The 26712-nt window shown below is 42.4% G+C and carries 22 protein-coding genes and 1 tRNA gene; 4 read left to right on the forward strand and 19 right to left on the reverse strand.

Features of this window, described 5'->3' with window-relative positions; translation table 11 throughout:
• Positions 1-64: 64 nt before the first annotated feature.
• Genes hypB through CPC19_RS08700 form a run of 7 tightly spaced genes read right to left on the reverse strand, consistent with a single transcriptional unit; the run spans position 65 to position 6190 of the window.
• The gene (gene hypB, locus CPC19_RS08670) at positions 65-808 is read right to left on the reverse strand and encodes a hydrogenase nickel incorporation protein HypB (protein WP_015005602.1); all 744 of its coding nucleotides are present in this window, start codon (positions 806-808) and stop codon (positions 65-67) included.
• Positions 809-817: 9 nt separating this feature from the next.
• The gene (gene hypA, locus CPC19_RS08675; protein ID WP_016389588.1) at positions 818-1159 is read right to left on the reverse strand and encodes a hydrogenase maturation nickel metallochaperone HypA; all 342 of its coding nucleotides are present in this window, start codon (positions 1157-1159) and stop codon (positions 818-820) included.
• Positions 1152-1661, reverse strand: a complete 510-nt coding sequence (locus CPC19_RS08680; protein WP_016389590.1) for a hydrogenase maturation protease — start codon at positions 1659-1661, stop codon at positions 1152-1154. The genes hypA and CPC19_RS08680 overlap by 8 nt, the downstream gene beginning before the upstream one ends.
• Entirely contained in the window at positions 1654-3147 is a 1494-nt protein-coding gene (locus tag CPC19_RS08685) for a Ni/Fe hydrogenase subunit alpha (protein ID WP_016389591.1), read from the reverse strand. Before CPC19_RS08685 ends, CPC19_RS08680 begins: the two co-directional genes overlap by 8 nt.
• A 15-nt stretch (positions 3148-3162) precedes the next feature.
• Positions 3163-3702, reverse strand: a complete 540-nt coding sequence (locus CPC19_RS08690) for an NAD-reducing hydrogenase subunit delta (protein WP_016389592.1) — start codon at positions 3700-3702, stop codon at positions 3163-3165.
• Complete coding sequence (locus CPC19_RS08695) at positions 3699-4409, reverse strand: 2Fe-2S iron-sulfur cluster-binding protein (RefSeq protein ID WP_016389593.1); 711 nt, start codon at positions 4407-4409, stop codon at positions 3699-3701. Before CPC19_RS08695 ends, CPC19_RS08690 begins: the two co-directional genes overlap by 4 nt.
• Positions 4406-6190: an NAD(P)H-dependent oxidoreductase subunit E gene (locus CPC19_RS08700; RefSeq protein WP_236610504.1), complete on the reverse strand. Its 1785-nt coding sequence runs from the start codon at positions 6188-6190 to the stop codon at positions 4406-4408. The genes CPC19_RS08695 and CPC19_RS08700 overlap by 4 nt, the downstream gene beginning before the upstream one ends.
• A 74-nt stretch (positions 6191-6264) precedes the next feature.
• Here CPC19_RS08700 and hypF point away from each other — a divergent pair, with 74 nt between their 5' ends.
• Genes hypF through hypE form a run of 4 tightly spaced genes read left to right on the forward strand, consistent with a single transcriptional unit; the run spans position 6265 to position 10967 of the window.
• Entirely contained in the window at positions 6265-8583 is a 2319-nt protein-coding gene (gene hypF, locus CPC19_RS08705) for a carbamoyltransferase HypF (RefSeq protein WP_016389596.1), read from the forward strand.
• Positions 8561-8797: a HypC/HybG/HupF family hydrogenase formation chaperone gene (locus CPC19_RS08710; protein WP_016389597.1), complete on the forward strand. Its 237-nt coding sequence runs from the start codon at positions 8561-8563 to the stop codon at positions 8795-8797. The genes hypF and CPC19_RS08710 overlap by 23 nt, the downstream gene beginning before the upstream one ends.
• Before the next feature lie 5 nt (positions 8798-8802).
• Entirely contained in the window at positions 8803-9915 is a 1113-nt protein-coding gene (hypD, locus tag CPC19_RS08715; protein ID WP_016389599.1) for a hydrogenase formation protein HypD, read from the forward strand.
• Positions 9912-10967, forward strand: a complete 1056-nt coding sequence (gene hypE / locus CPC19_RS08720; RefSeq protein WP_015005592.1) for a hydrogenase expression/formation protein HypE — start codon at positions 9912-9914, stop codon at positions 10965-10967. The genes hypD and hypE overlap by 4 nt, the downstream gene beginning before the upstream one ends.
• 368 nt (positions 10968-11335) lie before the next feature.
• Here hypE and CPC19_RS08730 read toward each other — a convergent pair whose 3' ends face one another.
• From CPC19_RS08730 to pheS, 12 genes are all read right to left on the reverse strand, one after another.
• Positions 11336-12433: a patatin-like phospholipase family protein gene (locus CPC19_RS08730; RefSeq protein ID WP_016389601.1), complete on the reverse strand. Its 1098-nt coding sequence runs from the start codon at positions 12431-12433 to the stop codon at positions 11336-11338.
• 290 nt (positions 12434-12723) lie between these two features.
• A complete protein-coding gene (locus CPC19_RS08740) occupies positions 12724-13506 on the reverse strand; it encodes a 3-hydroxybutyrate dehydrogenase (RefSeq protein ID WP_015005590.1) in 783 nt (260 codons plus the stop codon).
• Between the two features lie 990 nt (positions 13507-14496).
• Positions 14497-17616 carry an efflux RND transporter permease subunit gene (locus tag CPC19_RS08745; RefSeq protein ID WP_016389602.1) on the reverse strand — a complete coding sequence of 1040 codons (3120 nt, stop codon included), beginning with the start codon at positions 17614-17616 and terminating at the stop codon, positions 14497-14499.
• Between the two features lie 25 nt (positions 17617-17641).
• Positions 17642-18889: an efflux RND transporter periplasmic adaptor subunit gene (locus CPC19_RS08750; protein ID WP_016389604.1), complete on the reverse strand. Its 1248-nt coding sequence runs from the start codon at positions 18887-18889 to the stop codon at positions 17642-17644.
• 55 nt (positions 18890-18944) lie between these two features.
• Positions 18945-20273, reverse strand: coding sequence for a TolC family protein (locus CPC19_RS08755; protein ID WP_016389605.1), 1329 nt, complete (start codon positions 20271-20273; stop codon positions 18945-18947).
• 9 nt (positions 20274-20282) lie between these two features.
• A complete protein-coding gene (locus CPC19_RS08760) occupies positions 20283-21176 on the reverse strand; it encodes a M56 family metallopeptidase (RefSeq protein ID WP_162789640.1) in 894 nt (297 codons plus the stop codon).
• A 74-nt stretch (positions 21177-21250) separates the two neighbouring features.
• A complete protein-coding gene (locus CPC19_RS08765; protein WP_016389607.1) occupies positions 21251-21640 on the reverse strand; it encodes a BlaI/MecI/CopY family transcriptional regulator in 390 nt (129 codons plus the stop codon).
• Between the two features lie 809 nt (positions 21641-22449).
• Positions 22450-22526 (reverse strand) — tRNA-Pro (locus CPC19_RS08780).
• 12 nt (positions 22527-22538) lie between these two features.
• Positions 22539-22892, reverse strand: a complete 354-nt coding sequence (locus CPC19_RS08785) for a MerR family transcriptional regulator (protein ID WP_015005589.1) — start codon at positions 22890-22892, stop codon at positions 22539-22541.
• Positions 22873-23172, reverse strand: coding sequence for an integration host factor subunit alpha (locus CPC19_RS08790; RefSeq protein ID WP_015005588.1), 300 nt, complete (start codon positions 23170-23172; stop codon positions 22873-22875). The genes CPC19_RS08785 and CPC19_RS08790 overlap by 20 nt, the downstream gene beginning before the upstream one ends.
• Before the next feature lie 4 nt (positions 23173-23176).
• Positions 23177-25555, reverse strand: coding sequence for a phenylalanine--tRNA ligase subunit beta (gene pheT, locus CPC19_RS08795; RefSeq protein ID WP_016389609.1), 2379 nt, complete (start codon positions 25553-25555; stop codon positions 23177-23179).
• Between the two features lie 20 nt (positions 25556-25575).
• Complete coding sequence (pheS, locus tag CPC19_RS08800) at positions 25576-26595, reverse strand: phenylalanine--tRNA ligase subunit alpha (protein WP_015005586.1); 1020 nt, start codon at positions 26593-26595, stop codon at positions 25576-25578.
• Positions 26596-26712: the final 117 nt, after the last annotated feature.

The raw sequence follows: 26712 nt of genomic DNA on the forward strand, positions 1-26712 counted from the left end.
TTGATTGTTTTAATCATCTACTGTGGGTTATGCACAATGTTCGTTATAAATTTCAGTGACGCGCCTAAACAGCCTTTAATGTTAGTTGCGCCTTGATCCATTGCACCCACTCGCTTAAACCATCGCCCTTTGTCGCTGAGAGTTCAATAATTATTAAGTTCGGATTGATCTGCTTAGCGTATTCGACACATTTATCCATATTGAAATCAACATAGGGCAACAGATCAGTTTTATTAATGATCATCAAATCCGCTGCATAAAAAATATCTGGGTATTTAAGCGGTTTGTCTTCGCCTTCGGTTACTGACAGCATAACGACCTTGTAGGCCTCGCCAAGATCAAATGGTGCCGGACAGACCAGATTGCCTACATTTTCGATAAATAACACGCCTTTATCTGCTGGGTTTAAGTCCTCAATGGCATGCCCCACCTGATGAGCATCCAAGTGACAACCCTTACCGGTATTAATCTGAATAGCCTTCGCGCCAGAATTGCGAATGCGCTCAGCATCCAGTTGACTGCTCTGATCGCCTTCAATCACATTAATGTCCAGCTGATCTTTCAACGCATCAATCGTTGCCGTTAATAATGAAGTTTTACCAGAGCCTGGACTGGAGATAATATTCAATGCAAAAATCTCATGTTGCTGTAAATACTGTCTATTTTTTGCTGCATAGCGTTTGTTTTTTCCCAGCACATCCTTTTCTAATTGCACCAATCGAAGATCAGCCGTATCAGTTGCATTCTCTTTGCTAGTATGTTGATGGTTTACTGTTTCAGTCGAACCGCAGCCACAAGTGGTACACATAAATCTCTCCTAATTAACAATCAAGTCTCTCACTCGCATCTCCAGTCCAGACTGGATATCCAAGCTAAAGGATTGGCAGTCGGGACAAGGCGTATGTAGTTCAAAAACTTTTGTTTCGCAACCACATTGTTGGCATATTGCCTGCCCTGGCATGGTTACAATATCCAGAATCGCGCCGTCGGCTACGCTATTTTTCATCACTATATCAAAACCAAATCGCAATGCCTCTGGCTCAACACACGAAAGCGCTCCAATTTCTAAACACACTTTTTTTACTGATGTGTAGCCCTGAGTGTCTGCATTATCCTCAATAATGCTTAGTACACCCTCTAACAACGATAGTTCATGCATAAGCAGTACTAAGCTCCATCATTTCATGATCATCAAATAGCACGCTTTGCTCTGACCGTTGACAACAGTGCTCAACAAAGTCCTTTGCTAACCGTAGGTTATCAGTGGCTATCGACGACAATGGCTGACCTAACTCAAATGCATAACCAGCCATTTTCAATAAATAACAGGCTGGTGGTGCTGTTTTATACACCTGCTGGTAAACCGCTAATAACGCATCTGGTGTCAATGCGTGCGAGGTATAACTTTGCCCGACTTCAGGCTGGCAACGCGTTAGAAGATAGGGGCTATTGATTTGGCTATCTGCATCAATAAACAATACGGTTTGATAATCGACCAAGTCCATGACGTTTTCTATTTGTAATTGGTACGCCGTTAACACATCGATATGTTGCCAATGTCTTAGCGACTTAAGCGATTCAATATGCTCGGCAACTAAAGGCCCTAAGCCATCATCACCACGCGCTGGATTGCCATAACCAATAATCAGCAGCTTAGCCACTTACTTCACCCTGACTATTTTTAACCAGTTGCTGTAATAACTTTCCTTCAACATCGCGTAACTCCACCTGTAATGGCATTTTACCAAGAGCATGAGTGGCGCAAGACAAGCAAGGATCATAAGCACGAATGGCTACTTCGATATAATTTAACAGCCCTTCTGTCAGTTCCTGACCATCCAAATAACGAGCGGCAACCTGCCGCACAGATTCATTCATTGCTTGATTATTGCTTGTGGTTGAAACGATCAGATTGGCTTTTGTCACAATATCATCTTCGTTAATTTCATAATGATGAAACAAGGTGCCACGTGGCGCTTCAATCACCCCGATACCTTCCAATCGTTTTTCACCCGTAACAACCAAATCATTACCCTGCAGATCGGTGTCCTGCAACAGCCCTTTAATTGATTCGGCGCAATGAAGAATTTCAATCATTCTTGCCCAATGAAAAGCGAGTGAGCTTTGTACCATTCCCATCGCATCAGCGCCTGCTTGTGCTTTAAATGCCACACGCGCCTGCTCAGCAGCTGGCATAGTAATAACATCACACAGGTTAACTCGGGCTAAGGGCCCAACACGATACCAGCCATCATCCACCCCTAGCGACTCAAAGAAAGGAAACTTCATATAAGTCCACGGCTTCACTTCCTCGTGGATCACTTGATGATAATGACGGTAATCAAAATGGTCGAACACACTATGACCGTTACGATCTATACCGCGCAAACCGCCATGATAAAGCTCCAACTCACCAGAAGAGCCGGTCAAACCCATAAAGCCACTTTTGACGGTGGCAAATTCATTGTTAAAGGGGACATCTGCTAAATGAATATCAGCCGCTAACTTAACCGCTGCTTTACTCCACTCAATGACATCATCAATATCATTCAGTAAATAATTAACCTCATCAGGCGTTAATGATTTATTCATTCCACCTGCAATAGCCCCCGTTCCATGTATGCGTTTACCCGTAACAATCCGAATCACTTCTTGACCAAATTTTCGCAGTTTAATGCCCTGCATGCTAAGTTCAGGATAGTCAGCTAATAAACCGAGGATATTACGTTTACTCTTGTCACTGCTAAAACCAAACAACAAGTCAGGTGAGGCTAAATAAAAAAAGTGTAACGCATGTGACTGTAACACCTGACCGAAGTGTAGCAACTTACGCAGCTTTTCTGCCGAAGGCGTTAGTTGATCCACACCGACTAATTGATCAATGGCTTTTGCCGCAGCTAAATGATGGCTAACAGGGCAAATTCCACATAAACGTTGCACTAAAACCGGTAGCTCCCAGTAGGGGCGGCCTTGAATAAAACGCTCAAAACCCCTGAATTCAACAATATGTAAGCGCGCTTGCGCGACATGATTGTTTTCATCTAACAATAACGTAACCTTGCCATGCCCTTCTACACGGCTAACAGGATCAATAACAACTCGTCGTAGTGGCTCCGAATTCGATGCTTGCTGGTCTGTCGTGCTCATAAAGTCAACGTCTCATTAATCATAATGCATTAGCTCGTCAGGCAAGGTCGGTTCGCGCCCTGCAAGTAAATCGGTAATAAATGTCCATATCCCATCAGCTGACGGTGGGCAACCCGGTAGCGAATAATCAACCTTGACGATTTCATGAATCGGATAAACCTTATCTAATAACAAAGGCAGTTCTGGGTCATTGGGTATTTGCGGATTCACCACACCAAGCCCATCAATATAGGATTCTTCAAGACATTCTTTTAGCGATATCTTATTGCGCAATGCCGGCAGCCCGCCATTAATGGCGCAGGCTCCAACAGCAATCAAGGTCTTACAGTTTTTTCGAAATTCTCGTAATACATGCACATTTTCCGCATTGCAGACCCCACCTTCTATCAGGCCGATATCTGAGTGATGGCAATTTTTTATATCAGTCAATGGCGAACGATCAAACACCGCTACTTCCGCCAAATCGGTTATGCGCTCATCAATGTCCAACAAGGACATATGGCAACCGAAACAACCAGCCAGTGATGTTGTAGCGATACTAATTTTAGCGGTCATTTTTCCACCTTATTCAACTCGGTTCCATCAATGCTCTTTTTGTCATAAGTACGTTTACCGATGGGCACATCAAATGCTTTTCTTTTAATTAAAATCGCCCCTACTGGGCAAACGTGGGCCGCTTTATCGTTCATATCAAGGTCGCTGTCGTGTAATGTCCCTGATGGGGAATTAACAATCAATTCACTCTCCATACCCCGTCCACTGATCGCAAACACATTTTTTTGGTCAACATCGCGACTTGCTCGCACACACAATTCACAAAAAATACAGCGATCTCGATCCAACATAATATCGTCGTGTGAGGCATCTATTTCACGCTGGGGAAACAAATGAGGAAAATGAGCATCGAACATTTTTAAATGATAAGCCAGCGCTTGTAACTCACAATCGCCACTCTTTTCGCACGAAGGACATAAATGATTGCCCTCAACAAACAACATTTGTGTAATGCTGCGACGTGAAGCATTAATTTCATCGCTATTATTATCGACCACTTGGCCTTCACTCGCTGGCGTTGTACAGGCAGAGCAAACCCGACCATTCACCTTAACAGCACACACCTTACAGCTACCATGGGGTGCAAACTCGGGCTGGTAACACAGGTGAGGAATATAAATTCCGGCAGCTGACGCAGCCTCAATAATCGTCTGACCTTGCTGGAAAGGAACCTGTTGTCCATCAATCACTATCGACAGCGTTTTCATTCGTTAAATTGCTCCAGATGGGCATCCGCATCTGTTCTACCGGTCAGCGTACGTGCTTGTTGTAAAGCCTGTTCAAGATCAATAGCAGGGGTAAACGCCTGATCTTTAACCTTAGCCTGATAATGCTCGGGGAAATGAGTCAGTGAGTCCATTACTGGGTTGGTTGCCGTTTGTCCCAAGCCACAATGGCTGTAAGCTTTCACCAAATGACTTAGTTTTTTTAATTCCGCAAGGTCATTATCACTTCCCAAGCCGTTAACAACCTTATCGAGCGTGTTTTTCACCAGCGTTGTGCCCACTCGACACGGCGTACAAAAACCACAACTTTCATGGGCAAAGAAATGGGCAAAATTAGTCGCAATTGCTAAAGGATCCCGGCTCTCATCAAAGATCATAAATGAACCGCCCGTTGGCAAATCTTCAAAGCTAATCTGTCGCTGAAAATCGGTGTTCGGCACCAGTACTCCCGATGGCCCACCCACTTGCACACAACGTGTATGGCTAGCACCACAATCAATAAGGATCTGTTTAATCGTCGTGCCAAAAGGGTATTCATAAATACCTGGGCGAGCACAATCGCCAGAAATACTTAGCAAGCGGCTTCCGGGAGAGTCTTCCGTACCAACCTGGTTATAAGATGAAGCGCCTGCTAGCGCTATTTTCGCCGCTGCGGCAAATGTTTCTACATTATTGATGACCGTCGGTTTATCAAGATAACCATGCGTCACTGGAAAAGGCGGCCTTATCCGTGGGACACCTCGCTTACCTTCCAGCGACTCAAGCAAGGCGGATTCTTCACCACAAATATACGCCCCGACACCCATGCGAATCTCTATATCAAAATCAAAGCCTTCGACACCAGCAATGGCTTGCCCCAACCAGTGGTTTTGTCTACGTTGATCAATGATCTGTTGTAATTTTTGTCGCAGAAAAAGATATTCTCCACGCAAATAAATAAAGCCTTGAGAGGCACCAATAATGCGCCCGCACAGCGTCATCCCTTCGATCACTTGATCGGCATAATTATTCAGCAAAACACGGTCTTTGAAGGTACCTGGCTCACCTTCATCTGCATTACAAACCACATAATGTGCATCAGCTTCGATCTGTCGACAAAAACGCCATTTATTCACCGTAGGAAACCCTGCACCACCACAGCCACGTAAGCCAGACTGTTCTAACTCATTTAAGATATGTTCAATGCCACGATCTAACAAGGCCTCAATGGCCGACCCAGCTTCAACACCTTGTTTTAATAAAAAGCCGTGTTGCTGAATATTATCTTCATTGTGAAAAAAATCAGCTGGCCACTCACTGATTGGCACCCCCCTTTCGATAAAATTAACAATCCGCTCAACGCGATCGGCATCTAATGCGACCACTGCAATACCGTTGATAAGTGCTGCGGGACCCTGATCACAAAAGCCGGTGCACGAGGTGGTCGCAATGCTCACTTTGCCATCACTGCGAATGGTCTCTGGCTGAATATCAAGCTTCTGACAAAATGCATCCATTACTGTTTGGAAACCATGTAAGGTATCAATAATACAATCACTTAACAGAATGCGGTAAGTCCCAACGGGTTTTGAATGTAGGAAACTATAAAATTCGATAACGCTATGAATTTGGCTACGGGGAATATTCAGAAGATGCGCTGTTTGTTCAACGGTATCTGTCGAAAGAAAGCCAAAGTGGTTTTGCAAGGCCTGTAAAATATCAATCAGCCGTGCGGGGTCAGCCGCATGCTCATCAATAATTGTACTGATTTTGGTTTCCATCATCTCTTTCCAAAGCGATTAAACCTGCACAAATTTGATTTCATTCCAAGTCCATAGTTCGATAGTATGGAAACACCATGAGCATTCAGATTAACAGAAAAAAACTACAAGTCACAGGGATAATTCAAGGTGTTGGTTTTCGTCCCTTTATCTACCGGCAAGCCAGCCAATTAGCACTGAAGGGATGGGCCAGCAATACCGGTGATGGTGTAACGGTTGATATTGAAGGCTCACCAAGCGCGTTAGAGGCGTTTATTGAAACAGTTCAGAAAAACCCTCCTATCAACAGCAAAATAGAATCATTAACTATAACTAATCTACCTGTCTGCGGTTACCAACAATTCGAATTACGCAACAGTGCCGGTCAGCAACACTCGATGTTTATTTCACCCGATATTGCCACCTGCCCCACCTGCATCGATGAGCTGCTGGACCCAAGTAATCGTCGCTATCAATATGCATTTATCAGTTGCAGCCAATGTGGCCCTCGCTACAGCATTATTAACGCATTACCTTATGATCGTGAACGCACAGCAATGCACACGTTTCCCTTGTGTCAGGCATGCCAGAATGAATATGAGAACCCTAGCGATCGTCGTTTTCATGCGCAAACTATTGCTTGCCCAGATTGTGGCCCCACTGTTGAGTTATTAAGCCATCAAGGTAAATACCTTGCTGACAATATAACGGCTATCAAGCAAGCATCAGCGGCATTAACTAAGGGTAAAATTGTCGCGCTAAAAGGTATTGGTGGCTTTCAACTGTTAGCAAATGCGAGCCATCAGGCCAGTATTGAACAATTACGAATCCATAAATCACGTCCTGAGAAACCATTTGCGCTGATGTGCCGAGACATTGCCCAAGTCGACACCATCGCCACACCCTCAGCACTGGAAAAAAAGCTGCTACTTTCAGCAGCTGCTCCGATTGTGTTAATGGATAAATTAATCGCGTGTTCCACCTTGGCTGAAGGAGTCGCGCCTGACAATACCCGCATTGGCATCATGCTACCCTGCTCGCCTTTGCATCATTTACTGCTTAGACATTTACCTTTCCCTCTTGTTACTACTAGCGGCAACCTTAGTAACGAACCGATCTATATTGATAACCAACTAGCAATAGACCGGCTAGCTAATATCGCTGACCTTTTTCTTATTCATAATCGCCCTATTCTACGACCCGTTGATGATTCTGTTGTACAAACCATTCATAACGAAGCGACATTGCTACGTGCGGCTAGAGGCTACGCGCCTGTCACAATCAAATTGGCGGACAATCAATCTACTCAACACCCGCACAGGCCGACATTGGCCGTTGGTGGGCATTTAAAAAACACCTTTGCTATTAGCAAGGGTGATTACGCCATGATCAGTCAACACAATGGTGACCTTGAAAGCCTTGAAAGCATCACTGGTTTTAAACACAATATTGCTGATTTATCGCAATTGCTTGAATACCACCCCGAGCTGATTGCTCAGGATCAACACCCTGAGTATGCCAGCAGCCTTTATGCTAAATCGCTCCATTTGCCGACTGTTAGCGTACAACATCATCACGCCCACCTACTGTCATGTATGGCAGAGCATGCTATTAAACCACCGTTATTAGGCATCATTTGCGATGGCAATGGCCTCGGTGATAATAGCTCGCTGTGGGGCGGTGAGTTTTTCACATTGGACCCATCGTCAAACATTTCACGCATCGCCAGTCTGCGGCCATTTTCTTTGCTTGGTGGCGCTATCGCCCTTAAAGAACCTCGTCGATCAGCATTGGCAATGTTATGGGAATACATGGGTGACAAGGTATTTTCACACAACTCACTCGCTCCCATATCAGCCTTCACCGAGGAAGAAAAAGCACTGTTACAAGCTATGCTCAACAGACGAATCAACTCCCCGCGCAGTTCTAGTCTTGGGCGGCTATTTGATTGTGTCGCCAGTTTGCTCGATCTGTGTCAGGTTTCAAGCTATGAGGGTCAAGCTGCACAGCGTTTAGAACAATGTTTCGCCGCAACAGCAAGTGACGACTACTATCGCGTGTTATGGCAACAAGACAAAGAATTAGCCAGATTTGACTGGCAACCCCTACTGAGCGATATTATTGATGATTTAAACAACGCCGTGCCAAAACCACTGATTGCATGTAAATTTCATAACACGCTAGTAGAAATGATGGTTGATATGACACACAAATCAGGACAAAAAAGAGTAATATTAAGCGGAGGCAGTTTTCAAAACCGCTACCTAAGCGAAACGCTCATCCGCCGCTTATCAGCCCTTAATATTAAGGTCTACTGGCAACAAAAACTACCGTGTAATGATGGCGGCTTAGCGCTTGGTCAATTACTCGCCGCAGCTAATAGAGGAACACAGAATGTGCTTGGCAATTCCCGGTAAAATCATCTCCATTTCTGGTGAAAACCTCTACACCCGTACAGGGGATGTCAGTTTTTCAGGACTAGTGACCACTGTAAGCCTCGCTCTGGTGCCAGAAGCGAAAGAAAATGACTATGTGATTGTGCATGCAGGCTTTGCCATTAATCTGCTAGATGAAGAAGAAGCCCTTGCCACCTTGGCTAGCCTCGATGACCTGAAAAGCGCACAGGAATAAACCCAGTGAAATATATCGATGATTTTCGACATCAGCCACATGTTGAGTTATTGGCAACAGCGATAAGGAATACCTGCACACGCCCTTGGACCATTATGGAATTATGCGGTGGTCAAACACATGCGATCATGAAATACGGTATTGATCAACTACTGCCAAGCGATATTAACCTCATTCATGGCCCTGGCTGTCCTGTTTGCGTTACCCCCTTGCAAGCCATTGATAAGGCAATCGGCATAGCGGCCTTGAATGGCGTTATCTTTTGCACCTTTGGCGATATGCTTCGCGTCCCCGGTTCAACAAAAGATTTAATGACCGTCAAAGCCGAAGGTGGCGATGTCCGAACAGTCTACTCCCCATTAGAAGCGGTCACGATCGCTCAACAGCACCCTGATAAGCAGGTGGTGTTTTTTGCCATTGGTTTTGAAACCACTATTCCAACGACCGCCATGAGCGTATATCAGGCGCAACAAATGGGTTTAAAAAATTTCAAATTGCTGGTGTCACACGTTCGCGTTCCTCCGGCTATGGAAGCGATACTCTCATCAGCAGAAAATAAAGTGCAAGGGTTTCTCGCCGCAGGCAATGTCTGTGTGGTGATGGGCTATCAGGAATATTTACCCATTACTGAGAAATATCAGGTGCCGATTGTCGTTACTGGTTTTGAACCCGTCGATATTCTGCAAGGAATTTTGTTGTGTATTACCCAATTAGAACAAGGTCAGGTAACAGTTGAAAATCAATATGCTCGGGCCGTCCAAGCATCAGGTAATACCACCGCGCAACAGATAGTTAATCGAATTTTTAAACCGGTTACTCGTTCATGGCGAGGACTTGGTGATATCCCGATGAGTGGTTTTGAGCTCAGTGCAGATTACGCTGCTTTTGATGCAGAAAATTACTTTCAAATCGCACATATCAACACGCAAGAACACGAGCAATGTCTAAGCGGTAAGGTGTTACAAGGCATTATCAAACCATCACAATGCCCAGAGTTTGGTGCCCGCTGTACGCCAGAAACCCCTTTAGGTGCCACCATGGTTTCCACTGAAGGTGCCTGCGCCGCTTATTACGCCTACCGTCGTCAACAAAGTATTACGGAGAACATTAGCCAGTGAGTAAAACGGATAATTCAGAAGACGCCTGCCCTCTACCTATTGGCCTGTATGACAAAATAGTGATGGCGCATGGTGGTGGCGGTCAATTGACACAGTCACTCATCGACAAACTCATGCTGGCTGAATTCGACAACCCTGCACTCAATGAAAAAAATGATAGCGCTGTGCTGGCTATCAATAGTGAGCGTTTGTCTTTTACCACTGACTCCTACGTGGTTAACCCCCTATTTTTTCCCGGAGGTGACATCGGCAAACTGGCGGTTTGCGGCACATTAAATGATTTGGCAATGAGTGGCGCTCGACCGTTATTTTTAAGTTGTGGTTTAATCATTGAAGAAGGCTTTGCTATTGATTCCTTGCAAAAAATTATCCACTCCATGAGCCACCAAGCCAAAGCGGCTGGCGTTAACATTGTCACTGGCGACACCAAAGTCGTTGAGAAAGGAAAAGGCGACGGGCTGTACATCAATACCAGTGGCATCGGCGTGCTAGATACAGCCATGAGCCTCTCCCCAAGCATGCTACAGCATGATGATGTTGTTATTATTAATGGCGATATTGGTCGCCATGGCATCGCCATTATGGCGCAAAGAGAAGGTTTTAAACTCGAACAAACTCTGGAAAGTGATTGCGCTGACCTATCTGGACTGGTCAAATTATTGCTTGATAGCGGCATTGACATTCACTGTATGCGTGATTTAACTCGGGGAGGATTAGCCACTGCCTTAATTGAAATTAGCACTGCCGCTAACAAACAAATCATGCTTGACGAAACCGCTATCGCCATTGCCGATCCCGTGCGTAGTGTTTGTGAAGTACTTGGCCTAGACCCGTACTATGTTGCCAATGAAGGACGTTTTATTAGCATATTACCATCAGCCCAAGCTGCTCAAGCATTAGCCATAATGCACGCTCACCCTTTAGGAAAACAAGCCGCCGTTATCGGTAACGTACACAAGGGCTCTCAGGCCATGGTTACAATAAAAAACCGAATTGGTACAACACGTATTTTGCAACTGCTAAGTGGCTCGCAACTGCCTAGAATATGTTAATGATCAAGCTGTCGTTAACTTGAGGCTCACCATAAAAGCATTGCTCTGATAACCGCTTCTACTACCTTCTTGCATACCGGAACGGGCTTTCTTAAAGCTATTCAATATAAAGATTAATAAACCGATCTCGATACTCTTCGTACACCCACGACTTCTCCAGACAAGACAGGAAAAACACCTCGTTATTACAAGGCCCAACTGATCAGTTAAAGGCACTGCAAAAAAATCCCCACCAAAAAACCGGCCACTACAAAGTTTCACAAAGGGAGTAACGAGCATTGGGGGCATGCAAAACGCTGATTAGCTTTTTAGCATGTTACTTGCTCAGCTTGTCTTGGAAGCTTCCGTAGTAATGAATTAATGCTTTCTTACTTGTTCTCGTGTCTATGCCGACCATTTTCATCTTCAAATATTTTTGTATTCGAATTGAGAAAGGTCTTATGCAAATCCACAGAGTCATTAACGCCTATTGCATCGAAATTTTGTTCCAACCAAGAAGACATTTCTGCTCTACCTTTATCACGCAGAGAGGTTAGAAAGTCCCAATCTGAACTGTACTTACTGCTCAGTGACAAGTCTTTTAATGCCTCATCTGCCCGAATAGAATGTACGAGAATATCCTTAAAATTGCCTTTATGCTCATCTTTGAGCATATCGTGTTCGAGTAATTTTTTCACGAAGGCTATCGCACGCATTTCTGATAATAGTGATGAGTTAAAGCTAATTTCATTAATGCGGCTAACAATTTCCGCCGATGTTGTAGGCGTGCTAAAACGGTTGATGGGGTTAATATGCACAATCAACAAATCTCTGCTATCCGTTTTATAGAACAGAGGAAACAAGGCAGGGTTTCCAACATAACCACCGTCCCAATAGTCTTCATCGTCTATCGACACCGCTTTATATATCAATGGTAGACAAGCGGATGCCATAGCTACATCTAATGTGACATCTTTGGTATTGAATACCCGTACTCTGCCACTATGGACATGCGTTGTACTGATAAACAATTTAATGTCACTGCTATTATTTAGCGCTTCAAAATCGACCGTATCGGCCAATACATCACGCAGAGGGTTTATATCAAATGGGTTAAGTTGATGCGGTGAAAAGATCCGCGACATGAAGTCTGTAACCATAAAATTCAATGCATCAGGCACTTTCCATGGCATATATTTATCTAGAGCCCATTTTTTCATTGGCTTGAAGGCTTTACCTTCCTCTGAAATGCGCCACCAAAAATTATGCAAACTCTCACGCGCTTTCTCAGGACCGCCTTGCTGCATCCCTGACGCTAACACGCAGGCATTCATCGTTCCGGCACTGGTTGCACAGATGCCATCAATGCCAATACGACCATCTTCTAATAGTTTATCTAACACACCCCAAGTAAATGCACCGTGTGCTCCCCCGCCCTGAAGCGCAAGGTTGATTGTCTTTTCTACTTTACTGCTTTTTTCCGTCATGGAATTCCTCGGTTAATAGATTATTTAGAGCCCATGTAGTCATGTATTACACGTCCATATGGTAGTGTTAGATCTACATGCCCAATAACTTGTTTAACAGGCAGATCAGTTACGGGTGCCTTTACATGTGGAATGAGTTGCAAACAAGCAGGGCCTGACTCATACGTAATAATCAAATACTCGCGATCAATAAAACGATACGGCCCTTTGGGTAATTCGGCGATGCAAGCGGCATCGAAAGTAAACTTAAAATATCTCTAGTATTCACCTTATTACCTCAATAGAGTGACTTAGCCAGCCGTCCAACCACCATCGACGGATATATGTGTACCTGTAATATTCTCAGCGTGTTCCGAACACAAAAATAAAGACGTCCCTGCTAACTCCTCAACAGTCACAAATTTCTTAGTCCATTGTGCCGATAAAATAACGTCTCGTTTTACTTCTTCCTCACTAATACCACGAGCCTTAGCCGTATCCGGAATTTGTTTTTCAACTAATGGAGTTAATACGTAACCCGGGCAAATAGCATTACAAGTAATATTGTCTTCCGCCACTTCTAAGGCAATTGTTTTTGTAAACCCCAACACACCATGCTTAGCGGTAACGTATGCCGATTTAAAAGGCGATGCAATAAGTCCATGTGCCGATGCTATATTAATAATTCGCCCCCAACCTTGTCTTTTCATATGCGGAATAGCGGCACGTACGGTATGAAAACTTGAGGACATATTGATCGCTATAATGCTATCCCACTTCTCAGGCGAAAATTCTTCAACGGGTGCAACGTGCTGAATTCCCGCATTATTAACAACAATGTCAATAGAACCAAAAACCTTCACAGCCTCTTCGACCATGGCTGTTATTTCATCCGGTTGGGTCATATCAGCATCATTATAGATACACTTAACCCCTTGGTTTTCAATCGCCTGCCGTTCTTTTTCAATCTCAACCGAATCACCAAACCCATTCAACATAATATTAATGCCTTGCGCTGCAAACCCCTGCGCAATGCCTAAACCAATTCCCGATGTTGAACCGGTTATTATCGCTGCTTTTCCTTTCAAATCCATTTATCTACCCTACTGTTGTTTAGTGAACAGTCTCTATTGCCTAAGACCCACCTCTTTTTAACCAAAAAGACAATAAATCTAATAACATTGTGACACAACACAGTTCAAGTCCTGTATAAAATTTATTGCGCTACAACTAACCTATCCTCCTGCCTCTGTGGTGGGAATACTATTAATGGCCCTTGCAAATAGACTACCTGATATTCTTAATAAAGGCTTTCCTAGCCAAAAAGCCCAATAACGTAACTACAGAGGAATAACGAACCACTTAGAGCACCAGTCTTAATAACTAGCATCTTATAGCCATAATTATTTGAATTTGTTAAGTACCAACTAAAATGGTCTAACCACGTTCATGCTTAACTAAAAATCAGACCTACAATCGTAGATAACTTATTTAGCAGTTGATATTAAAAAGAATTTGGCTGTATCAAAAAACTTAAGCACATGATAAGACACTTCAACTACAACCCGCTTCCTCATTTGTACCGACAATTAGTTAGCTAGATATGCTAACACTGTTGCAGTGTCTATAAGTTGCTTAACGGGCTTTGCACACCCTCTGCCTCTTACGAAGTAATAATGTTATAAAAACCAAGAAAGCCAGTACAGGCACTTTGCTTGTAAGATTTTTCAAGAAACCATTTTGGCTCAGATCAATTTAGCAACCTTCTGGTCCTAGTGGTCTAGTGAGACAGAGCATTTAAAGAGTCTAAGTTAGATAGCGTTATATGCTCGTGTTCTGCGGGAATTGATTGATGAGCATGATGTGGTTTATCAATGCCATGCAAACGAAGCTTCATTCCTTGGCTACATAGTAATGCAATGGAAAGAAAAACTAACCACAGCAATTGCGTACGTTTATTTGTTTTATGAAAAAAGCATTTCAAATAGTGTAATTACATTGCGAATTGAACACAACGACTAAAAAATCTAACACGATTTTTTCACGTGGTTATCAATATTGATAACCACGTGAATATTTTAAATCTAAACGTTTTCCGTTAACGGTACATCTTTATGTAATAAGCGATAAAGCACCGGTAATACAAACAGAGTAAGTAAAGTCGAGGATATTATGCCACCGATAACAACCGTCGCTAAAGGTCGCTGCACCTCTGAACCAATCCCCGTATTTAACGCCATAGGAACAAAGCCAAGAGAAGCCACAAGTGCTGTGGTTATAACTGGTCGCAAACGTGTTAATGCACCTTCAATCACCGCTTTTTCTACAGTAAACCCTTCCTGTATTAACTCTCGAATGAATGACACCATGACCAAGCCATTGAGGATAGCAATACCAGACAAAGCAATAAAGCCTACTGCGGCCGAGATAGAAAATGGAATATCACGCATTACAAGAAATAAAACACCACCCGTTAGTGCTAAAGGTACGCCAGTAAAAATAATCATGGCATCTTTAAAGGAACCTAAAGCTAGAAACAACAAGCCAATAATCATGATCAATGTAATAGGTACAACCAATGTTAAACGTTTCGATGCAGACTGAAGCTTTTGATAAGTACCACCATACTCCACCCAATAACCTGAAGGCACTTCCACTGATTCATTAATGGCTGACTGGACATCTAAAACAAATGATCCCAAATCACGCCCCCGTACATTAGCTGTAACAACTATTCGTCGTTTTCCATTTTCACGATTTACCTGATTGAATCCCTCCACTAACTCTAATGTTGCAAGCTCCTGTAGGGGCACCGCTTCCGTACTGGACAGATGAATGGGTAAGTACCGTAAACGATCAATATCAGTACGACGCTGCTCAGGTAGACGTACAACAATATCGCTCCGCCGATCACCTTCATAAAACTGCCCGGCAACTTCACCGCCCAATGCAATGGCCAACTGATCTTGTAAATCACTTAGTGATACCCCGTATTGTGCAAGTACATCTAGCTTTGGTTGCATGGTCATGATAGGTAAGCCTGTAATTTTTTCCATTTGAATATCGGCAATACCCTCTACTTTCGCAATAGCCCTCTCAATCTCACCCCCCAAAGCCTGCAGCTGTTCAAAGTCATCACCATATACCTTAATGGCTAGCTCTGCCCGTACACCTGATAGCAATTCATTAAAGCGCATTTGAATAGGCTGAAGAAATTCGTAGCGATTACCAGGTATGGGCTCAACCAATGCAGCTAATTCTTCTACTACTTGTGATTTCATCTTATTCGGATCCGGCCATTCACCTCTCGGTTTTAGCATAATAAATGTATCGGCGACACTCGGCGGCATCGGGTCCGTGGCTACATCAGGCGTGCCTATTTTCGAAAAAATGCGAGCAACTTCGGGCAGTTCTGTAATCTTTTCTTCTAGCACTTTTTGTAATTCTATTGATTGAGTTAAAGAGGTACCTGGTATGCGTAACGCATGCATAGCAATATCGCCCTCATCTAGATTCGGAACAAACTCACTACCTAGCCGCGTTGCCTGTAAAGCAGAAGCCAACACTAAAACCACAGCACACCCAACAACTAACCAGCGAGCCTTTAGCGCTAGTGTTAATAAAGGCTCATATACTGATCGTGTAACTCGAATAATTGCACTGTCTTTCTCTTCAATAGGCTTGCGAAAAAATAATGCTACACAGGCGGGAACGAACGTAATTGAAAGCACAATTGCGCACCCCAGTGCAATCACCACCGTTAATGCCATAGGGTGAAACATTTTTCCCTCAACACCGCTTAGTGCGAATATTGGCAAATAAACTGCTGTAATAATAAACACACCAAATAAGGCAGGGCGAATAACTTCGCCAGTAGCATTAAATACAATATCAAAACGCTCCCCGATAGCCATCCTCTTATTATCAGATGAAGCATGACTTAATCGACGTAAGCAGTTTTCAACAATAATGATCGCACCGTCTACAAGCAACCCAAAATCCAATGCACCTAAGCTCATTAAATTTGCGCTTACACCTGCGTGTACCATACCTGTTATTGTCATTAACATAGCAATGGGGATAACAGCTGCAGTAAGTAAAGCAGCTCGAACATTACCCAGCAGAAAAAATAAAATAACAATAACTAGCAATGCCCCTTCAAGTAAGTTTGTTTGCACGGTTTTTAGTGTTTTATCAACTAACCCTGTACGGTCGTATACGGCTGTAGCCGAAATACCTTCCGGCAGGCCTTTCTTAATTTCCTCGAGTTTTTTAGCAACGGCTTCAGCCACTGTGCGACTGTTTTCACCCATCAACATAAACACTGTACTCATGACAACTTCTCTACCATTTTGCGTCGCGGCGCCTGTTCGCAGCTCCTTGCCTTCTTCGATGCTAGCTACATCTTTTATCCTAATAGGAATACCGTTATCACTGCGTATTAGTAATTCACCTAACTCCGCCACCTTTGCACGCTGACCAGGAACACGTAGCAACCACTGTGAACCGTTGTGCTCGACGAAACCAACACCGCGATTTTGATTGTTATTTTGAATTGCACCAATAACATCCGCTTGTGTAAGTTGAAACGCTAGAAGCTTTTCTGGCTCAATAGCGACCAATACCTCCCGCTTATAACCACCAATTGGGTTAACCTCAACAACACCAGGCACGCGCAACAATTGCGGACGGATAATCCAATCATGGACGGAACGTAAGTCTGTAGGTGAAACCAATGACCCATCTTGATTTAATGCACCTGGCTCAGCATCTACCGTAAACATAAAAATTTCACCTAAGCCTGTAGATAGAGGCCCAAGTTCTGGCTCAAGTAAACGAGGTAAATTAGATTTCACACTCGACAAACGTTCACCAACTAACTGGCGAGCGAAATAAATATCTGTCTCGTCGCTAAAAATAACTGTGACTTGTGATAACCCATAACGAGAGACTGAACGCGTATATTGGAGGTTCGGCAACCCAGCCATAGCCGTTTCGATAGGAAAGGTCACGCGCTGCTCAACCTCTAACGGCGTATAACCTGCAGCCTCAGTATTAATCATAACCTGAACGTTTGTTATATCAGGAACGGCATCAATAGGTAACTTCGTAAAGTTCCATAAACCAAGTGCGCTTAAAACAACAACGGCAACCATAATTAAGGCGCGCCGCTGAATAGAAAACTTAATAAGATATTCGAGCATGGGAATCCCCTAAATGTGGTTATCGTTAGTGGTCGTGAGACGCGCCGGACTTTTCAATATCAGCTTTAATGATAAAGCTGTTTTGTGTCACGTATTCAGTACCCACATCTAAGCCACCTAAAACCTCAACCCATTCCCCTGCTTCTCGCCCTAACTCGAGCATTCTCACTTCATACTGCTCGCCAACTTTGGCATAAACAACAGTAAAATCTCGAAAGGCCTGAAGCCCGGCTCGTTTAACCGCCAAAGGAACAGAGTATCGATCCACCTCTATACTCCCCGTCGCATATTGACCTGGTAAATAACGGCCAGAAGTATTATCTATTGAGACACGCACGATCGTGGATTGGTTGCTTTGAACAGTGCTACCAAAAGATACCACCTCTCCTATTAAGTTCTTTTCAACTCCGTTTACACTAATGGTCACAGGAGCACCAAGGAGAACTTTCCCACGATCCGATGAGAACACCGAAAATTCTGCCGTTAAATCTTGTAAATTAGTAACGGACAACAGGACACGCCCAGCAGTTTGTTCGCCAACATTCGCATTTTTTATCGCAACAACACCATCTATGGGCGACGTAATCGAGTAGGGTTTCAAACTCTCATTACTTTCAACTCTAACGAGCACATCGCCCGTTTTTACTGGTTGCCCAAGGCTCACAGGCATCGATTTTATCTGCCCATCAAAACGCGCCATAATTTGACGCTGAGCATTCTGTGCTGGCTCTATACGACCAAATACATGTATTACCTCAGAAAGCGTTGCTTGGCCTGCAACCTCTGTTTGTATATTCATGGCTTTTGCGACTTGTGCCTCAATTGACGTGCGTCCTTCAAAATTATCGTACTTCCATTGATAACTCTTGTCTTGATAGCTCGCATTAATCCTTACAACAAAAGAGTGGGGTTCGTAAATTTCCAGATCACCACGTAAAAAATCACCCTGTGGTTTAAAATTAATTACATCCACAACATCGCCTAAGCGAATGAGTTCCACGGTTAAGGAAACAGCCTCGGGGGGTACTGCTTTTTCGTTATTTGTTATCCAAACACGAAACTCTGGCGGCACACCTTTTTCAAAAATAGATAGTTCAATAACAAACCCCTCTTGTTTTAATAGACGCCCTCCATGTGGGCCTTTTTCTGGCTCCGCCTCTTCTACAGTATTTTTAGCGGCAACTGCCGATATTGAGGTCGTCACTAAGAGCATTACAACTGTCCACAATACAAGCCCAAAAGTTACAGGGCGCAATAGTGATTTCTTCTTCATTTCTTTCCTCTATTAATTAATGTTTTAAGTGCGTAGTACGGAAGAACCTGATTTATTACTGAGCTACTTTACGGCTTAAGAGCGACAACCCCGTTAAGCGCTCCAGCTCAACCATATTGTTATGCGCTTTCAAACGAGCATCAACAAGTGCTAGCTGCGTATCGAGTACTTCTTGCTGAACTACTGACCACTCCTGATAGCTGTATTTTCCAATTTGATAAGCCTTTTGGGTTTCTTTTAATGCCCGCTCAAGGCGTGGCATAATTTTGTTTTCAATAGACTCTATAATGTGATGCCCGTGTTTCAGCTCCTCATAGAGCACAAATATTTTAGTGAGAAGTTGAGTTTTGGTAGCATTAGCATCCGCTTGATAACTGTCTTTGTCCGCAGTTAATGCTGAAATTTTCCCTTGATTTCGACTAGGTTTTCCAATCGGTAACGACACCCCGAACGTTAGGCTGTAATCCTCTTCTCGCTCATAACGCCTGACCCCAGCATCGAAACGTAATCTATTTTTAGCCTCTTCTTTTGCCAAAATAATCTCACTATCAACAAGTCGTTGTTGCGTTAAGAAGTACCGCATTTTTGGTGTGGTTTTTATAGATTTTTCTAACTTTGCAAAATCAACTAATGCCCTTGAAGTATCCAATGAACCCACTGCTGATATGAAATCTATGTCAGTCTCTCCCCACTTAGATACCAAGATTTTTTTTGCAGATAATAATTCATGTGTGATGTCTTCGACCTCAAGCTCGCGGCGCTCCTGATCAACCTCCGCACGAAGTTGATCTGCAACAGGGGCTTTTCCTGCTTTAACACGTTTCACAATATCGAAAAGAATCACTTTTGTATGTTGCTGCGCTCTCTTAGCAATAGATAAATTTTCCTGAAGAGCAAGTACGGTTGAAAATTGGTGCGCAGTTTGTGCAGCAATATCAAATCGTTTGATATCCCTCTCTATCTCTATAAGCGTTTTTCTTACTTGGTATTTCCCAACTCGACTACCTGATAACCCCTCATCTAAAATCCAACCAATACTTAACGTAGATTGAGCATTATCTAAGCCTGAATAATCACCGGTACCTAAAGCATCTTCTACTGCCAGGGACAGTTCTGGTTTTTGACCAACGGCGGCGTACTTAATATCACCTTCTGCGCTTTTTATCCGATAACCAATGCTTGCAAGCTCTGGATGTAGGCTAAGACTTCGTGAAATCGCTTCTTGCATTGAAAGCGACTTTTCTAAATAATCAGCCGCATATACAGGAGTGGATACGGCTATATATATTGCAAACAATAGTCCTACATGGACAGATAACCGATGCCCAAAAAACCGATTAAAGGTCGGTTTTTTGGGCACATGTTTATATTGGATAAGAAGCATTATGTTTCCTTAATGGCTAAATAAGTGTTCGAAAGAATGATGAATATAATCAACTGAAAATGAGTTAATAGCTAAAACAGTTAGTGTTGATATAAATACAAATAGATATGGGAAAGAACGGCCTTTATTATCATTTAATAAATATTTAATTCTCAGCGCCGATGGGTGCGCAGTGAAGGCGCAATCTGCGATAAACTCTCTTTGATTAACACGGATCCCCCCTTGCAAGCGAACAACCCTTAGAATGGTTTTTGAAATTAAAGTGACATCAAGCGTCTGTTTTAACACAGTGTCATCAGCTAACTGTTCAAGCGAAAGTGCGTAAGAATCATTCAGTTTATTTTCGACACGCTGTGGGAAAAACAATGCAAAAAGTGAAAAGATATATTTTTTAAGGGGGTGCGCATACTTAGCATGCGCAAGCTCATGTTGTTGAACAATAAAACTCTCTTCTTTACTTAGGAGGTCGCACAGCCCACGTGTAATATAAGCCTGTGGCCTAAAAAACCCCGAGGTGAATGCACTAATTTCTTGAGATTCAATGAGTACACACCCATTAGGCAAAGTAGCCGGATTTAAAAAATCCTTGAGTTGATTTAAATGCGATGTAATCTTTAAGGCTTTAAGCAACTTCGTTAGCATCAAAAATAGACATAAAAAGCTAAATAGCACTAAAGTAGCTCCATGCCAGCTCACAAGAGGAAAGGTGTAAATATGATGCCAATGTAAAGGCGATGTGAATGGTAGAGTTTTCCATATAAATAATTCTGGAAATACTAATACAGCTACACAGGCACAACTTACAAACCAAGGCAAAATAACAATAAACCAAAGTAAAAGTGATCGACTTGAGGCATCAAACCGCAACAATAAACCTTCTAACCTATTAATAAATAATGACATTAAGAACACTGTAAAACAAACGCTTAGAATAGCAATCGTGAGTATATTAAGTGCTAGCCCCCAATCACCTAGTATCATATTTGTCTATCCGAATTTGCTTTTAAACGCCGCTCATCTATTAACCGCTCTAGCTCATCTAATTGTTTCTCATCCATCCCATTCGACAGCGAATTAAATGCCGCGAGCAACATATTCTCGCCACTTGAACCGAAGTCACTCGAAATATTAGTAATTAATCGCCCAATGAAAACGTCACGATCGACTGCCGCACGGTATTGAAATGCGTGCCCATGCTTCTCTCGCGCCAACAATCCTTTTTTAAACAGGCGATCTAGGGTGCTCTGAATTGTATTGAGTGTGCCACCACGACTTTTCTCAAAGTAGGCAAAGACCTGTTTCGCATCAGCAGATTCTATTTCCCATAGGTACTGAAGAACTAATTTTTCCAATTCGCCAAGAAACATTTTTTATTTAACCAAGCCTATGAAGATAATTTATAAAATTGTAGCACAAAAACCGATTAACAATCGGTTTTTTAAAAAGGTATTAAGAGATTTACTTCAAATAATTTTTTAAAACTGAGGTTACCTGCTCTACTTCTTCCGTTCGCTGCTCCTGTGACATATCTTCCCCACCCAAAAGTTATCACAAATCATCTTCCAGTACTTATTTCATTAGTCCATTAACTGCACCTTTTATAGCCTCAATCTGAAGCAAACTTTCATGCAGTCAGGCTCTCCCTCTAATCTGTTTTCTAGAGCTAATGCCAGTCCTTTAACCTTCTGGGCACGAGTTAGTAACTTTTTTACCAATGGTTGCATGAGACATATTATGCTTACTTTAGATAATATCCTGAGGGTACAGTGTATTAATACGCAATAAAATTATAGTTAGGAGCAACAGTTCAAGACGATAACAGTATTCAGTGGAATCATTCACATGATTTCGGTATTGATAATAATCATAGTGATAAAAAAGTAAAGATAGCATTTTGGCTTACTACCATCATTTGAAATTACCGTTGGTACTATATCTGGCTCAATGGCTCTACTTGCTGATGGATGGCACATGGGAACACATTCTGCCTCTTACGCTAAGAAACACGCTGATAATAAAAGCTTCAACGTTGGAACTGGAAAAGCTAATTACCTTAGTGGCTTAGTGGCTTTGCTAGTGCTGTTGCAAAAGTGACTTATTTTAGGTGAAAGGTTAGACAATCTTGTATTATCAAGGTTGTAGTATAGACGTAACTTATTGAATAAGTTAGTAAATTTGGTCGGGGCGAGAGGATTTGAACCTCCGACCACCAGTACCCCATACTGGTGCGCTACCAGGCTGCGCTACGCCCCGATGGAATTAAAATTACTTGAGTATGTCTAAAATTTCTTCTAATTCAGCTTTTATTTGCTGAATTTCTATTTTTGTCTGTGAGGTGTCTTTTTGTGAACTTTCACCTGAAAGGTGTGAACGAGCGCCACCAATAGTGTAACCATCCTCATAAAGCAGCCCACGAATTTGCCTTATCAGCACAACATCTTTACGTTGATAATAACGACGATTACCACGGCGTTTTACCGGCTCAAGTTGTGAGAACTCTTGCTCCCAATACCTTAGTACATGGGGTTTTACAGCACATAACTCACTCACTTCACCAATAGTGAAATAACGTTTCGCCGGTATCGCCGGCAACTCATTGTTATGACTGGGTTCCAGCATATGCTTCTACTCTGTCTTTAAGTTTTTGACCTGCTCTAAGAGTAACCACCCTTCTTGCAGAAATAGATACATCTTCGCCTGTTTTTGGATTTCGTCCAGGTCGAGCCTCTTTGTCTTTAAGTTCAAAATTTCCAAATCCTGAAATTTTAACTTGCTCACCTTTTTCTAACGATTCCTTTATTGCTTCAAACATTTGCTCAACGATCTCTTTAGCTTCTCGTTTATTGAGACCTAACTCGTCAAATAATTGCTCTGTTAAATCAGCTTTCGTTAATGACATTTTTTTATTCCCTTAGCTGAGCATTAAATAAATTATTAAGATTAGCGAGCAATTCATTAATGAGTTCCTCAACATCTTGCTCAACTAGTGTCTTAGATTTATCCTGTAAAATCAAGCCCAAAGCAACACTTTTTCTACCAGTTTCTACTCCCTTGCCTTGGTAAATATCAAACACAATAACCTCATTAACAAGCGTGTATTGCTTAGTAATATAGCCGACCATTTCATTTACGTGGAACTTTTCATCCACAATGAGTGCTAGGTCACGTCTTACCGCTGGATATTTTGACACTGCTTGAAATTCTGGTATTTGTTTTGTCTGAATCAGAGATTGTTTTAGTTCTACTAAATACACTGGTTTCTTAATATTAAACTCACCTTCCAAAGCTGGGTGTAATAAACCAATATAACCAACATGCTCCCCTGAATTATTAATCAGCTCTGCTGTTTGTCCCGGGTGTAAAGCTTCGTGCTTAGCCGGTTTAAACTGGTAGTCTGACAAACTGCCATTCAACGATAAAATAGCTTCTATATCGTGTTTAACATCATAAAAATCAATGCTTCTAGATGACTCACCCCACTGTTCTGGCTGAGCGAGTCCTGTCGCTAATATAGACAACATTTGCTCTTGCACTAGCTGCCCATCTTTAACCGTGAATTTTAAGCCTGTTTCAAAAAAACGTATTGTTTCTTCATTACGTTTAATGTTTGCATCCATTGCTTTTAATAAGCCAGCCCATAAGGTTGTACGCATAACAGACAAATCAGCCGATATTGGATTCTGTAATCGGTACACATCATCCTGAGGAGTCAACAGCTTGAGCGACGAGTCATCTGTAAAACTGTATGTAACCGCTTCTTGATAGCCTAAATCAACCAGTAAGTCTTTAATCCTGTCTAGGGGCTGCAACTGCTCTTCAATGGCTGTTAAAGTACCCGAAACGGTTAATTCATTTTGTGGCAGATTATCGTAGCCATATAAGCGTGCCACCTCTTCTATCAAGTCTGCTTCAATTGCAATATCAAATCGATAACTTGGTGCTGTAACGAACCACTCACTTGCCGTCTTATTAACAATCATTCCCAAGCTATCAAAATATGCTTCGACTGTATTTTCATCAAGTTCTATACCCAGCAAACGCTGCACTCTTTGAAACCTAAAAGGCACTGCTTTATTAACTGGAAGCGTTTTGGTTGACGATGCGTCCGTTAAGGGCCCTACTTGCCCGCCAGCAATATCGGTCAACAATTCAATCGCTCGATCTAATGCACGGTAACAAAGCTCTGGGTCTACACCACGCTCAAACCGGTGTGATGAATCTGTATGTAAGCCAAACTTTCTAGATTTACCCGCAATTGACAGAGGACTAAAAAATGCACATTCTAAGAATATATCTGTTGTCTCGTCATTAACTGCTGACGCTTCACCACCCATCACACCAGCAAAAGCCAAGGCTTTATGTTGGTCTGCAATAACCAGCACACTCTCATCTAACTCAACTTGTTGTTCGTTTAATAGCGTTAGAGATTCCTTTTCTCTCGCATGTCTAACAACAATGTCACCATCGATTTTAGCTAAATCAAATGCGTGAAGCGGTTGCCCTAATTCCAATAGAACATAATTTGTCACATCCACTAACGGACCTAAACTACGCTGACCACATCGACGCAATTTTTCCTGCATCCAGATAGGTGTTTGCGCTGAACGATCTAAGCCTTTAATCACACGACCTAGGTAACGAGGGCAATCTATAATAGCCTCAACGTTTACATTTTTATGGTCGTTTATTGAAGTTTCTATTTTTGGTGCTGGTTTGTTTTTGACAGGCTGTTTAGCAAAACAAGAAATTTCACGCGCAACACCTTCTACGCTTAAGCAATCGGCACGATTTGGCGTTAAATCTACTTCGATAATCGTGTCGTCAAGTTGTAAATAGTCCCGAATATCAGTTCCAATCGGCGCATCACTTGGTAGCTCCATCAACCCATCAGCTGAATCAGCGAGGCCAAGCTCTTCTTCGGAACATAACATGCCATTAGAAGGCTCACCACGTAACTTTGATGGTTTGATTTTGAAATTACCGGGTAAGACGGCACCAACAGTTGCCACAGGAATCCGTAACGAAGTTCTAACATTACTCGCACCACAAACAATATCTAAAGGCTCTTCTTGCCCAATAGAGACTTTACAAAGGCGTAATTTATCCGCATTTGGGTGTGCTTGAACTGATAATACTTCACCTACTAACACGCCGGTAAACTCAGCCGCAGCCGCTTCTACAGAGTCTACTTCTAAGCCAGCCATTGTTAATTTTTCTGTCAATTCATTCGTTGGAATTGAATAGTCAACAAACTCTTTAAGCCATGCTTCATTTACTAACATTTATGAGTCCTTATTTAAGCTTAATTAAACTGTTTTAAGAATTTAAGATCATTTTCAAAAAATAACCGTAAGTCATTGATTTTATACCGAAGCATGGTCAGTCTTTCTACACCCATACCAAAAGCAAAGCCGGTAAATTGGTCTGCATCAATATTGATATGACGAAATACTTCTGGGTGAATCATTCCACAGCCCAATACCTCTAACCAACCGGTATGCCCGCATACACGACAACCTTCACCTTCACACATCACACATTCAATATCTACTTCAGCAGAGGGTTCTGTAAATGGAAAATAGGAGGGTCTAAACCTTACTTTGACATCTTTTTCAAAAAAGGCCTTTAGAAACGCACTAATAACACCTTTTAAGTCGGCAAAGTTAATATCTTTATCTACAACAAAGCCTTCAACCTGGTGGAACATGGGTGTGTGCGTAATATCTGAATCACAACGATAAACACGACCCGGCGCTATCACTTTAAGTGGCGGTTGTTGATTTTCCATCACTCTAATTTGAACGGGTGATGTATGTGTTCTTAATAAGGTATGCTCATCAAAATAAAAAGTATCGTGCATGGCTCGTGCAGGATGATGAGAAGGAATATTCAATGCCTCAAAATTATGAAAATCATCTTCCACTTCAGGTCCAGTTGCCACATCAAAACCAACACGATTAAAAATTTGTTCAATACGGCGCATCGTTCTTGTCACAGGGTGAACACCACCCACTGATTGGCCACGGCCAGGCAAGGTCACATCAATAGTTTCTTCTATTAAACGCTTTGCTAATAATTCATTTTCAAGTTGTACCTTACGCTGTTCTAAGTGCGCTTGAAATTCTTGTTTAGCTTGGTTGATAACGGCACCAACCTTTGGCCTTTCTTCAGCAGATAGCTTGCCCAGCGTTTTCATTTGGCGCGTAAATACACCTTTTTTACCTAGGTAAGTAACTCGAATTTCTTCAACAACTGAAAGAGATGACGCATCAGCTAATTCTTTTTGCGCTTGCTTAACAATGTTTTCTAATGAATTTTCCACGTTGTTATCTTTTTATTTAATCCAAATAAATAAGGGAAAGGCCTCTAGACCTTTCCCTCACGACTCACTATCAGCTTGTAGTCAATACAGTATAAAAAATATGTGGGTAATGTTAAT

It is taken from the genome of Cycloclasticus sp. PY97N (assembly GCF_002443175.1).
In the GTDB taxonomy this organism is placed as follows: Bacteria; Pseudomonadota; Gammaproteobacteria; order Methylococcales; family Cycloclasticaceae; genus Cycloclasticus; species Cycloclasticus pugetii.

Bases quoted from the DNA above. Each gene is read 5' to 3' on its own strand.
- hypB (WP_015005602.1), bottom strand. From the start codon at position 808: ATGTGTACCACTTGTGGCTGCGGTTCGACTGAAACAGTAAACCATCAA.
- hypA (WP_016389588.1), bottom strand. From the start codon at position 1,159: ATGCATGAACTATCGTTGTTAGAGGGTGTACTAAGCATTATTGAGGAT.
- CPC19_RS08685 (WP_016389591.1), bottom strand. From the start codon at position 3,147: ATGAGCACGACAGACCAGCAAGCATCGAATTCGGAGCCACTACGACGA.
- CPC19_RS08690 (WP_016389592.1), bottom strand. From the start codon at position 3,702: ATGACCGCTAAAATTAGTATCGCTACAACATCACTGGCTGGTTGTTTC.
- CPC19_RS08695 (WP_016389593.1), bottom strand. From the start codon at position 4,409: ATGAAAACGCTGTCGATAGTGATTGATGGACAACAGGTTCCTTTCCAG.
- CPC19_RS08700 (WP_236610504.1), bottom strand. From the start codon at position 6,190: ATGATGGAAACCAAAATCAGTACAATTATTGATGAGCATGCGGCTGAC.
- hypF (WP_016389596.1), top strand. From the start codon at position 6,265: ATGAGCATTCAGATTAACAGAAAAAAACTACAAGTCACAGGGATAATT.
- CPC19_RS08710 (WP_016389597.1), top strand. From the start codon at position 8,561: ATGTGCTTGGCAATTCCCGGTAAAATCATCTCCATTTCTGGTGAAAAC.
- CPC19_RS08730 (WP_016389601.1), bottom strand. From the start codon at position 12,433: ATGACGGAAAAAAGCAGTAAAGTAGAAAAGACAATCAACCTTGCGCTT.
- CPC19_RS08740 (WP_015005590.1), bottom strand. From the start codon at position 13,506: ATGGATTTGAAAGGAAAAGCAGCGATAATAACCGGTTCAACATCGGGA.
- CPC19_RS08745 (WP_016389602.1), bottom strand. From the start codon at position 17,616: ATGCTCGAATATCTTATTAAGTTTTCTATTCAGCGGCGCGCCTTAATT.
- CPC19_RS08750 (WP_016389604.1), bottom strand. From the start codon at position 18,889: ATGAAGAAGAAATCACTATTGCGCCCTGTAACTTTTGGGCTTGTATTG.
- CPC19_RS08755 (WP_016389605.1), bottom strand. From the start codon at position 20,273: ATGCTTCTTATCCAATATAAACATGTGCCCAAAAAACCGACCTTTAAT.
- CPC19_RS08760 (WP_162789640.1), bottom strand. From the start codon at position 21,176: ATGTCATTATTTATTAATAGGTTAGAAGGTTTATTGTTGCGGTTTGAT.
- CPC19_RS08765 (WP_016389607.1), bottom strand. From the start codon at position 21,640: ATGTTTCTTGGCGAATTGGAAAAATTAGTTCTTCAGTACCTATGGGAA.
- CPC19_RS08785 (WP_015005589.1), bottom strand. From the start codon at position 22,892: ATGCTGGAACCCAGTCATAACAATGAGTTGCCGGCGATACCGGCGAAA.
- CPC19_RS08790 (WP_015005588.1), bottom strand. From the start codon at position 23,172: ATGTCATTAACGAAAGCTGATTTAACAGAGCAATTATTTGACGAGTTA.
- pheT (WP_016389609.1), bottom strand. From the start codon at position 25,555: ATGTTAGTAAATGAAGCATGGCTTAAAGAGTTTGTTGACTATTCAATT.